The sequence below is a fragment of the Aldersonia kunmingensis genome (assembly GCF_001646865.1).
Lineage (GTDB): Bacteria > Actinomycetota > Actinomycetes > Mycobacteriales > Mycobacteriaceae > Aldersonia > Aldersonia kunmingensis.
The window spans coordinates 23,893-32,883 of record NZ_LRRB01000010.1 but is presented as its reverse complement, the minus strand read 5'-3'; the positions used below and the strand labels follow the sequence as shown (position 1 = coordinate 32,883).

The following is an 8,991-nucleotide window of genomic DNA, read 5'->3' as shown; positions in this document are numbered from 1 at the left end:
CACATCACCCTTGCGCGCCGAATACCTCGTGACCGCCTGGGTGAGGCGGTCGGCGCCGTCCTCGACGAGCCCGAGCTCATCGGTAACGTCGAAGCAATCCGGCGCTGGGATGGCGACGAACACAGGGAGTGGCGAATCACGTGAGGCGAAACGTCGGGAAGAATCTCGCCGATCGTCGTGTTGAACTGCCATGAACTGCGACGAGAGGACGACATGGCCACGCAGACCCTGACCCAGGAAAACTTCGACGAGATCGTCACCGGCAATGACATCGTGCTGGTCGATTTCTGGGCGTCATGGTGCGGTCCATGCCGCAGCTTCGCGCCGACCTTCGAGGCGTCCTCGGAGACCCATCCCGACGTCATCCACGGCAAGGTCGACACCGAGGCCGAGCAGGGACTCGCCGCGGCTGCGAACATCCGCTCGATCCCGACGATCATGGCGTTCCGTGAGGGCGTCCTCGTCTTCGCGCAGCCCGGCGCCCTCCCGCCGGCCTCGCTCGAGGATCTCGTGACCCAGATCAAGGGCCTCGACATGGACGATGTGCGAAAGCAGATCGCCGATCAGCAGGCAGCGCAGTAACTCGCGAAAATAATCTCGCGGGGCATGTCGATTCGCGCTCGGGTCGAGCGACGCGGTATTGAGGACGAGAGTCCGCACCGACGAAAACCGACCCGAAGAGGAGCCGACATGAAGTACATGACCTGGGTGCGCGCCGACAAGGACTACGGCCAGCCGCCCGCGGGATTGATGGAGGCCATGGCGACGGCCGGCCAGGAGGCGTTCGCCAACGGCTTGATGGTCGACACAGGCGGCCTGAGCACGCTCGACGAGGGCGGCGCGAAGGTCGCACTGCGCGACGGCAAGGTGAGCGTGCTCGACGGGCCCTACACCGAGGCCAAGGAACTGGCCGGTGGCTACGCGATCCTGAACGTGAACACGCTCGAAGAAGCGATCGAACAGGCCCAATGGCTGCTCGACCTGCACAAGGAGTACTGGCCCGGCTGGCAGGGCGACGTCGAGGTGCGCGCCATGTGGAGCGCGGCCGATATGGGCGCCCCGCAGTAACTTCCGACCGTGGACTCCGCGCTTAGGGCGTGTCTCCCAATTCCCCGAAGGGGATTGGGAGGCACGCCTTTAGTGTGCGGCGGAGTCCCAGTTGGCGCCGAAGCCAACCGAAACGTCGAGCGGCACCGACATCTCGATCGCCGATCCCATCTCGTCGCGGACGAGCCGCTCGATGACATCGCGCTCGGATTCCACGACCTCGAATAGCAATTCGTCGTGGATCTGCAGCAGCATCCGGGACTGCAGCCCTGCCTCGGTGACCGCGTTCGCGACGTTGATCATCGCGACCTTGATGATGTCGGCGGCCGTGCCCTGGATCGGCGCGTTGAGGGCCGCCCGCTCCGCAGTCTCACGGCGCTGTCGATTACTCGAATCCAGATCGGGTAGGTAGCGCCGGCGTCCGAACAGCGTCTCGGTGTACCCGGTCTTGCGGGCCTGCTCGACAACCTCGTGCAGGTAATCCCGCACTCCGCCGAATCGGGCGAAGTAGGTTTCCATCTGGTCCTTGGCTTCCTCGGTGCTGATCCGCAGCTGTGCGGACAGGCCGTAGGCGCTCAGGCCATAGGCGAGGCCGTAGGACATCGCCTTGACCCGGCGCCGCAGCTCGGGCGTCACGTCGCTGATCGGGATGCCGAACGCCTTCGACGCCACGAAGCTGTGCAGATCCTCGCCCGAGTTGAACGCCTCGATCAGACCCGCGTCGCCGGAGACGTGCGCCATGATCCGCATTTCGATCTGGCTGTAGTCGGCTGTCATCAGGGTGTCGTAACCGTCGCCGACCACAAAGGCCTGCCTGATGCGGCGGCCGGCGTCCGTGCGGATCGGAATGTTCTGCAGGTTCGGCTCGGTCGAGGAGAGCCGGCCCGTCGCCGCGATCGTCTGATTGAAGGTGGTGTGGATCCGCCCGTCGTCGGACACCGACTTGAGCAACCCGTCGACAGTGACCTTCAGCCGGGTGGCGTCACGATGCGCGAGCAGGTGTTCGAGGAAGGGGTGCTCGGTCTTCTCGAACAATGTCTGCAGCGCATCGGCATCAGTGGTGTAGCCGGTCTTGGTGCGCTTGGTCTTCGGCATCTCGAGCTCGTCGAACAGCACCACCTGCAGCTGCTTGGGCGAGCCGAGGTTGATCTGCTTGCCGATCACCTCGTACGCGGCATTCGCGGCCTCCGCCACCTGCGCGGCGAAACCGCTCTGCAGATCGTGCAGGTGGTCGAGATCCACGGCGATGCCGAACTCCTCGAGCCTGGCGAGCACCGTCAGCAGCGGGAGTTCCATCTCCGCGAGCAGCGGGGTGGATTCGATCTGAGAGAGCTCGCCGTCCATCGCGTCGGCGAGGTCGAGCACCGCCTGCGCACGCAGGATTTCGGTCTCGGCGGTCGCGGTAGTCAGATCATCCTCGTCGTCGAGCAACGACATCTGACCCTGGTCGGGCTTGTCGACCCTCAGTTCGCGCTTCAGGTAGCGCAGCGACAGATCGTCGAGGTTGAAGGTGCGCTGGCCCGGGCGAACCAGGTAGGCCGCTAGCGCCGTGTCACTGCTCAGCCCCTCCAGCGTCCAGCCGCGACCACGCAGGGCGTGCATGGCGAACTTCGCCTCGTGCACAGCCTTCGGCTGCCCGGCATCGGCGAGCCAGGCGGCGAGCGCCTTCTCGTCCTCCGGGGTCAGACCCGCCACTTCCAGGTAGCCGCCCTCGCCTCCGGACGCCGCGATGGCCAGTGCCGTCACATCGCCACCGAACGGCGTGCCGGTCCCCACGATCGAAATACCATGCCGCGCACCGGTACTCGCATGCTCGGCAAGCCAGTCCGCGACCTCACCGGGAGCAATCGCGCCGCCGCTGATCTCGAATCCCTCGTCGGCCTCGGGCTCCGCGGAAACGAGCGTCTCGAAGAGCCGGTCCCTCAGCACCCGGAACTCGAGATCGTCGAACAGCTGATGGATCTTGTCCCGATCCCACCCACCGTGCTCGAGCTGTTCAGGGGTGTAGGGCAGCGACATGTCCCGCACCATCTCGGTGAGCTGGCGGTTGAGCAGCACACTGGACAGGTTCGCGCGCAGCGCGTCGCCGACCTTGCCCTTCACCTCGTCCACTCGGTCGACCAGCGCCGTGAGGTCACCGAACTCGCGAATCCACTTCGCCGCGGTCTTCTCCCCCACCCCCGGGATGCCAGGCAGGTTGTCGCTCGGGTCGCCACGCAGCGCCGCGTAGTCCGGGTATTGCTTCGGGGTGAGGCCGTAGCGCTCCTGCACCGACTCCGGCGTGAACCGCCACATGTCCGATACGCCCTTGCGCGGGTACAGCACCGTGACGTTGTCGTTGACGAGCTGGATCGCGTCGCGGTCGCCGGTGACGATCAGCACGCGATAGCCCAGCGGTTCGGCCTGCGTAGCGACCGTCGCGATGATGTCGTCGGCCTCGAACCCCGCCTCGGCCATGACCGGGATACCGAGCGCGCCGAGTACGTCCTTCGTGATCTCGACCTGGCCGCGGAACTCATCCGGCGGGCTGGACCGATTCGCCTTGTACTCTGCGTACGCCTCGGCGCGGAAGGTCTGCCGCGACACGTCGAACGCCGCGGCGATATGCGTGGGCTGCTCGTCGCGCAGCAGGTTGATGAGCATCGAGGTGAACCCGTACACGGCATTCGTCGTCTGCCCGGACACGGTCTTGAAGTTCTCGGCCGGCAGCGCGAAGAACGCGCGGAAGGCGAGCGAATGCCCATCGAGCAGCATCAGCGTTGGCTGCTTCGCCGTCCCCTCGGAGGTGGCGTCGGAGGGGCGCGGACCGGTGCTGGTGGCTGGACTCACGGTGACGAGTCTAGGCAGCCCCACCGACGAGAACAGGGCATGCCCGCACCTGCACTTTTACATGCCGACCCGGTCGAGTCGCGACGCCGCGACGTAGTAGACGACGGTGCCGGCACTCACCGGCGTATCCCAGTGCGGCCCCACCTCGAGCCGGCCGTCGCGCCGCACCGCCAGCACCACCGCGGAATGCCGCCTCCCCAACTCGGTCTGCACCGCGCCGAAACTGTCGTAGTCACGTTGCAGCCGCAGCGAATACGTATTGCTGTGGCCGCCTGCCGTCATGAGTTCCACGTAGACCTGGGTGATACCGGGGTCGTGCGCTTCCTCGACGAGCAGGTTCGGCACATGCCACTGCACGCACTCGATGCGCGTGCTGACATAGCGAAAGTGACTGGCCCGAGCCATGTCTCGCACCGCGGCGATCAGCGGGATACTCGTTTCCGAGGAGCCGCGCGGCCGGGACCGCCGGGTGGCGTGCGCGGCCGCGACGGCAATGCCGAGGGTCTCGTTGTCGTCGCGGCCGTCGATGAGAACGGCAGCTGCGCGGTGGATGCATGCCCGCATCATCACCGACTGGTCGGCGAGATCGCCGCGTACGAACGACGTCCGATCCAGCTCCGGCATCGGGTGCTCGGCAATGGTGTCCCAGCCGCACAACACAACTCGTGCAGTCGGCTCCAGCAGCAACTCTTCGATGAGCCGCTCGGTCCGACCTGCCGTGTAGCCGAGCAGCACAATGTGATTGTCGATATCGAGAGTGGCGAGACCACGCATACGGCGTCCCCTTGCGGTGGTGATCTTGTCGGCGATCCGGGTGAACAACACGGTCAGAGCGACGATGCCGCCCAAGATGACATAGGTGCCGATGACGTGCCCGATGGCGGTCTTCGGAAAATAGTCGCCGTACCCCACGGTGGTGGCGCTGACCACGAAGTACCACGGATAGTTCGCCGGGGCGACGAGATCGCTGTCGGGTTCGGCGAGCCACATGGCGAGCCAGCTGCTGAAGAATACGAAAGCGGCCACGTACAGGGGCACCGACCAGGGCACGAATGCCCGCCGGAAATCCTTCATCATCCGCGTAAGCAGCAACAGCACGTTCGTGGCCTCCCGCTCGGCGCCGCGCTGCTAGCCGACGCCGAGGTAGGCGTGCTTGACCGCGGGATCGGCGAGCAACTCCTTGCCAGTCCCAGTGGTGGTGATCTCGCCCGTTTCCAGGATGTAGGCACGGTCGGTGCGGGACAGCGCCTGCTGCGCGTTCTGCTCGACCAGCAGGATCGTCGTACCCTGCGCGTTGATCTCGGTGATGATGCGGAAGATCTGCTGAATCACCATGGGCGCCAGGCCCATCGACGGCTCATCGAGGAGCAGCAGCTTCGGCCGAGCCATCAGTGAGCGCCCGATGGCGACCATCTGCTGCTCGCCGCCGGACAGCGTGCCGCCCACCTGCGTGCGCCGCTCCAAAAGCCGCGGGAAGAGTTCGAACACCCAGTCCAGCCGCTCGGTATAGGCGGCTTTGGTTTCGAACTTGCGCGCATAGTGCCCCATGTCCAGGTTTTCCTGGACGGTCATACCGGGGAACACGCCGCGCCCCTCCGGCGCCTGCACCATTCCGGCGAGCACCCGTTCGTGCGCCTTCACGTGCGTGATGTCGCGGCCGTCGAACATGATCTTGCCGCCGCGCAACGGAATCAGGCCGGACAGCGCGCGCATCGTCGTGGACTTTCCGGCGCCGTTCGCGCCGAGCAGGGTCACCAGTTCACCGCGCTCGACGCGCAGCGAAATGCCGTGCAGCGCACGGATCCGGCCGTAGTCGACGACCATGTCCGTGACTTCGAGCATCGGCCGGTCCGAGGACTCCTCGTTCCTATGCTTCGCCATCAGCGTCATCTCCCTCGTCGGGCACGCCCAGGTAGGCGGCGATTACGGCAGGGTTCTCGCGGATAGCGGACGGCACATCATCCGCGATCTTGCGCCCGAACTCGAGGACCACGATGCGGTCGGTGACGCCCATGACCAGGCGCATGTCGTGCTCGATCAGCAGCACCGTGAACCCGTCGTCACGGATCTTGCGGATCAGATCCATCAGTGCCGACTTCTCGCTCGGGTTGAACCCGGCGGCCGGCTCGTCGAGGCAGAGCAGTTTGGGCTCGGTGGCGAGTGCCCGGGCGATCTCGAGCCGGCGCTGATCACCGTAGGAAAGGTTGCGCGCCTTTTCCACCGCCCGTGGGGCGATTCCGACGAATTCGAGCAGGGCCATGCCGCGCTCCACCGCATCGTGTTCCTCGCGCCGGTGGCGCGGCGAGCGGAAGATCGCGCCGGGCACCGAGGTGCGGTGCCGAGCGTCCGTGCCCACGACGACGTTCTCGAGTGCGGTCATCTCGCCGAAGAGCCGGATGTTCTGGAATGTGCGGGCGATGCCGAGGCGGGTGATCTCGTTGCGTTTCGTCGCCTTCGAGCGGCTGAACCGACCCGTCGACGTTTCCGTGATCGGCGACCCGTCGAATTCGACCAATCCGGAAGTCGGCTTGTAGACACCGGTGATCGCGTTGAAGCAGGTCGTCTTGCCGGCACCGTTCGGACCGATCAGGCCGAGGATCTCGCCGCGGCGGATCTCGAAACTCACGTCATCGAGCGCGGTCAGGCCACCGAACCTCACGGTAAGTCCCTCGGTGCGCAACAGCGCCTCGCCGACCTCGGTCTCGATGGTGCGAGTCGGGGCCACCACCTCGGCGACCAGGTCCGGATCGGCCAGCAGCGGATCGATCGCGGCGACATCGACGATCCCCGCGGTCTCGTCGAACGTCTTCGGGCTGGAATCGACGGCCATGTCCTCGTTGTCGAACATCGCCTCGCCGGGGCCAGGAATCGTCATTTACCCGCTCCCGCCGTGCTCGGTGCCGCCTCGACCGGCCTGCGCACCGCCTTGTAGATCTGCCGGCCATAGGTGAGCAGGCGCTGCCGGGCCGGGAAGAGACCCTGCGGCCGGAAGATCATCAGCACCACAAGGGTAAGACCGAAGAACAGGTACTTGTAGTCGCCGAGCGGCTGACCACCGACCTCCACGGACATGAGCCGGTTCGGCAGGTACACGATGATGAACGCGCCGACGATCACGCCGAGCTTGTTGCCCTGACCGCCGATCACGACGGCACACAGGAACAGCATCGAGTTGATGATGTTGAACCCGCTCGGGTTGATGAACTGCACCTGGCCCGCATAGAGGGCACCGGACATGCCGCCGATGCCCGCGCCGATCATGAATGCCCACAGCTTGAACTTGAACGTGGGCACGCCCATGATCTCGGCCGCGTCCTCGTCCTCGCGGATCGCGACCCACGACCGGCCGACCCGGCTGCGCTCGAGGTTGCCGACCATCAGCAGCACGATGATCACCAGGATCATGCCGAGCCAGTACCACCAGACGCCGGAGTTCAGCGGGTCGCCAACGTTGCCGGAGGAGAACACGCCCTGCGGGTGCTCCTCCGATTCACCGATATGCGGATAGGCGATCCCCGACAGCCCGAGGCTGCCGTTTGTGACCTCGGTGAGGTTGTCGGCCAGCAGGCGGACGATCTCGCCGAATCCGAGCGTGACGATGGCCAGGTAGTCGCCGCGCAGGCGCAGCGTCGGCGTACCGAGAAGCAGGCCGGAGAACGCGGTCACCGCGACCGCGAGCGGCAGGCACGCAAGCCAGGCCCAGTCGTCGTTCAGCCAGCCGCCATCGGTCTGGTTCCACGGACTGTTCGGGCTCGTGAGCAGGCCGACCGTGTACGCGCCGACCGCGTAGAAACCGACATAGCCGAGGTCGAGTAGACCGGCCTGGCCGACCACGACGTTGAGGCCGATCGCGATAAGCGCGTACATCGCGAACTGCGCCATGACGCCGCCGAAGTTGGCTGCCGGCGTGTCGAAGAACGGCGGCGGGAAGAGCGGCAGCAGTGCCAGCGCGATGATCCCGGGCACACCGACCAACCACTGCATCGGCCGGGCCAGTCCGTCCCACCACGACCGGATCGCGTCTCCTACGCCGGCCCTGGGCCGCTCGTCGGCCGCCGGAACGTTCGGTGTCGTCATACCCGCGCCTTCCCCAGACTCTCACCGAGGATTCCGGTTGGCCGGAACATCAGCACAAGCACCAGCAGGACGAACGCCACCACGTCTCGCCATTCGGTGCCGAAGAGGATCTGTCCGTAGTTCTCGACGACACCGAGGATCAGGCCGCCGAGCAGTGCGCCGCGCAGATTGCCGATACCGCCGAGCACCGCGGCGCTGAACGCCTTGATACCGAGGATGAATCCACCCGAGAAGATGATTCCCGACGGGATCTTGAGCGTGTAGAGCATCGCTGCCGCACCGGCGAGCACGCCGCCGATGAGGAACGTCAGCATGATGACCCGTTCCCGCGAAACACCCATCAGCGTCGCGGTATTCGGATCCTGCGCCACCGCGCGGATACCACGACCGAGCTTGGTCCGGTTGATCAGAATCTCGGTCGCGATCGCCAAAACCACTGCGGAGGCAACGATGATGAGTGTCACGTTGGTAACCGGGGCGCCGAAGATTTCGAACTGCACCTTCGGATCGACGAGCTTGATCGGCTGCTGCGCATTTGTGCCACCGAGATCGTCGACGAACTTCGGCAGCACGAAGTGCACGAATTCCTGGATAACGAACGACATGCCGATCGCGGTGATCAGGAAGATCAGCGGTTTGGCGCCACGCTTGCGCAGTGGCCGGTACGCGACCCGTTCCAGACCGACCGCCGCGGCGCCCGAAGTGGCCATGCCGAATAGCATTGCCAGACCGAGGAATACGATTGTTGCCCCGGTGCCCTCGGCGTAGGTGTTGCCGCTCGGCGTGAAGCCGAGCAGTTCGAGGCCAATGTAGGTACCGAACATGCCGAGCATGAAGATTTCGGAATGGGCGAAGTTGATCAGCCGTAGCACGCCGTAGACGAGCGTATAGCCAACTGCCACAAGGGCGTAGATTGAGCCGTAGGACAACCCGTCGATTGTGAGCTGCCAGAAATTGTCGATCACGCCCTGGACGTTGAAATCGATCGAACCGTCCGCCAGAACCGTTGCGGCCCCCACCGCTAGCGCCGAACTCATT

General features: G+C 65.4%; 8 protein-coding genes. 2 read left to right on the top strand and 6 right to left on the bottom strand.

Going from position 1 to position 8,991, the window contains the following annotated elements; translation table 11 throughout:
- Positions 1 to 213: 213 nt before the first annotated feature.
- The gene (gene trxA, locus A8G08_RS01235; RefSeq protein WP_068269182.1) at positions 214 to 582 is read left to right on the top strand and encodes a thioredoxin; all 369 of its coding nucleotides are present in this window, start codon (positions 214 to 216) and stop codon (positions 580 to 582) included.
- 108 nt (positions 583 to 690) lie between these two features.
- On the top strand, positions 691 to 1,068 hold the full coding sequence (locus A8G08_RS01230; protein WP_068269180.1) for a YciI family protein: 378 nt from the start codon (positions 691 to 693) through the stop codon (positions 1,066 to 1,068).
- A gap of 69 nt (positions 1,069 to 1,137) precedes the next feature.
- On the opposite strand, the gene polA is transcribed toward A8G08_RS01230, so the two are convergent.
- From polA to A8G08_RS01200, 6 genes are read right to left on the bottom strand one after another with little or no spacing between them, the layout of a single operon-like run.
- Positions 1,138 to 3,876, bottom strand: a complete 2,739-nt coding sequence (gene polA, locus A8G08_RS01225) for a DNA polymerase I (protein WP_068269178.1) — start codon at positions 3,874 to 3,876, stop codon at positions 1,138 to 1,140.
- Between the two features lie 57 nt (positions 3,877 to 3,933).
- Entirely contained in the window at positions 3,934 to 4,974 is a 1,041-nt protein-coding gene (locus A8G08_RS01220; RefSeq protein WP_222844226.1) for a potassium channel family protein, read from the bottom strand.
- Positions 4,975 to 5,004: 30 nt separating this feature from the next.
- Positions 5,005 to 5,757: an ABC transporter ATP-binding protein gene (locus A8G08_RS01215; protein WP_068269196.1), complete on the bottom strand. Its 753-nt coding sequence runs from the start codon at positions 5,755 to 5,757 to the stop codon at positions 5,005 to 5,007.
- Complete coding sequence (locus A8G08_RS01210) at positions 5,744 to 6,751, bottom strand: ABC transporter ATP-binding protein (protein ID WP_084435850.1); 1,008 nt, start codon at positions 6,749 to 6,751, stop codon at positions 5,744 to 5,746. Before A8G08_RS01210 ends, A8G08_RS01215 begins: the two co-directional genes overlap by 14 nt.
- Positions 6,748 to 7,953: a branched-chain amino acid ABC transporter permease gene (locus A8G08_RS01205; protein WP_068269176.1), complete on the bottom strand. Its 1,206-nt coding sequence runs from the start codon at positions 7,951 to 7,953 to the stop codon at positions 6,748 to 6,750. The genes A8G08_RS01210 and A8G08_RS01205 overlap by 4 nt, the downstream gene beginning before the upstream one ends.
- Positions 7,950 to 8,990 carry a branched-chain amino acid ABC transporter permease gene (locus A8G08_RS01200; RefSeq protein ID WP_068269173.1) on the bottom strand — a complete coding sequence of 347 codons (1,041 nt, stop codon included), beginning with the start codon at positions 8,988 to 8,990 and terminating at the stop codon, positions 7,950 to 7,952. Before A8G08_RS01200 ends, A8G08_RS01205 begins: the two co-directional genes overlap by 4 nt.
- Position 8,991 lies beyond the last annotated feature (1 nt).